The 1,318-nt window shown below is 57.7% G+C and carries 1 pseudogene; it reads right to left on the bottom strand.

Annotation, left to right across the window (positions count from 1 at the left end):
• Positions 1-41 precede the first annotated feature (41 nt).
• Positions 42-1,318 (bottom strand): annotated as a pseudogene (gene rpoB, locus ACIOMR_RS30925) (DNA-directed RNA polymerase subunit beta); the annotation flags it as partial.

Here is a 1,318-nt window from a genome sequence, read left to right on the forward strand (position 1 = left end):
ATCATGTCTTGCGGCATCAGGCCTTCGCTTTCTGACATCTACAGACGCTCTTTGACCGCACGCTCAACTCGTACCAGGCCAACGCGGAACTGGTTCTCGGCCATTTCGCCTACGCAGCGAACACGACGGTTACCCAGGTGGTCGATGTCATCGACGATGCCTTTGCCGTTACGGATGTCGACCAGGGTCTTCAGTACCGCGTCGATGTCTTCCTTGCACAGCACGCCCGAACCTTCGATCTCGGTACGACCGATACGACGGTTGAACTTCATCCGGCCGACCGCAGACAGGTCATAGCGCTCAGGGCTGAAGAACAGGTTGTTGAACAGGGTCTCGGCAGCGTCTTTGGTTGGTGGCTCGCCAGGACGCATCATGCGATAGATCTCGACCAGCGCTTCCAATTGGTTGCTGGTGGAGTCGATCTTCAGGGTGTCGGAGACGAACGGGCCGCAGTCGATGTCGTTGGTGTACAGGGTCTCGATGCGAACAACCTGGGACTTGGCGATTTTCGCCAGGATCTCGGTGTTCAGCTCGGTGTTGCATTCAGCCAGGATTTCGCCGGTGGCCGGGTGCACGATGACCTTGGCGGTGGTGCGACCCAGGACGTAGTCCAGAGGCACTTCCAGCGTCTTGATACCGGCTTTTTCGATCTGGTTGATGTGGCGCGCGGTAATACGACGGCCGGCTTCAACGATGACCTTGCCTTTGTCGTCCTGGATGTCCAGAACGGCAATCTCACCACGCAGGCGCTGAGGCACCAACTCCAGGCTGAGGGTTTCGCCGCTCAGGTGGAATACGTTAGTGGTGTAGAAAGCGTCCAGCACTTGCTCAGTGGTATAGCCGAGCGCGCGCAGCAGTACCGAGGCCGGCAGCTTGCGACGACGGTCGATACGCACGAACACGCAGTCTTTCGGGTCGAACTCGAAGTCCAACCACGAACCGCGGTACGGAATGATCCGCGCGGAGTACAGGAGCTTGCCGGAGCTGTGCGTCTTGCCGCGGTCGTGGTCAAAGAACACGCCCGGGGAACGGTGCAGCTGGGAAACGATAACGCGCTCGGTACCGTTGATAACGAAGGTACCGTTCTCAGTCATCAGGGGGATTTCACCCATGTAGACTTCTTGCTCTTTGATGTCCTTGATCGCTTTGTTCGACGACTCTTTGTCGAAGATGATCAGACGGACTTTTACCCGCAAAGGTACGGCGTACGTAACACCGCGCAACACGCATTCTTTGACATCAAATGCCGGTTCGCCCAGGCGATAACCGACGTACTCCAGCGCCGCATTGACGGAGAAGCTGTTGATCGGGAAGTCGG

This window comes from Pseudomonas sp. NPDC087814, from assembly GCF_044742865.1.
Lineage (GTDB): Bacteria > Pseudomonadota > Gammaproteobacteria > Pseudomonadales > Pseudomonadaceae > Aquipseudomonas.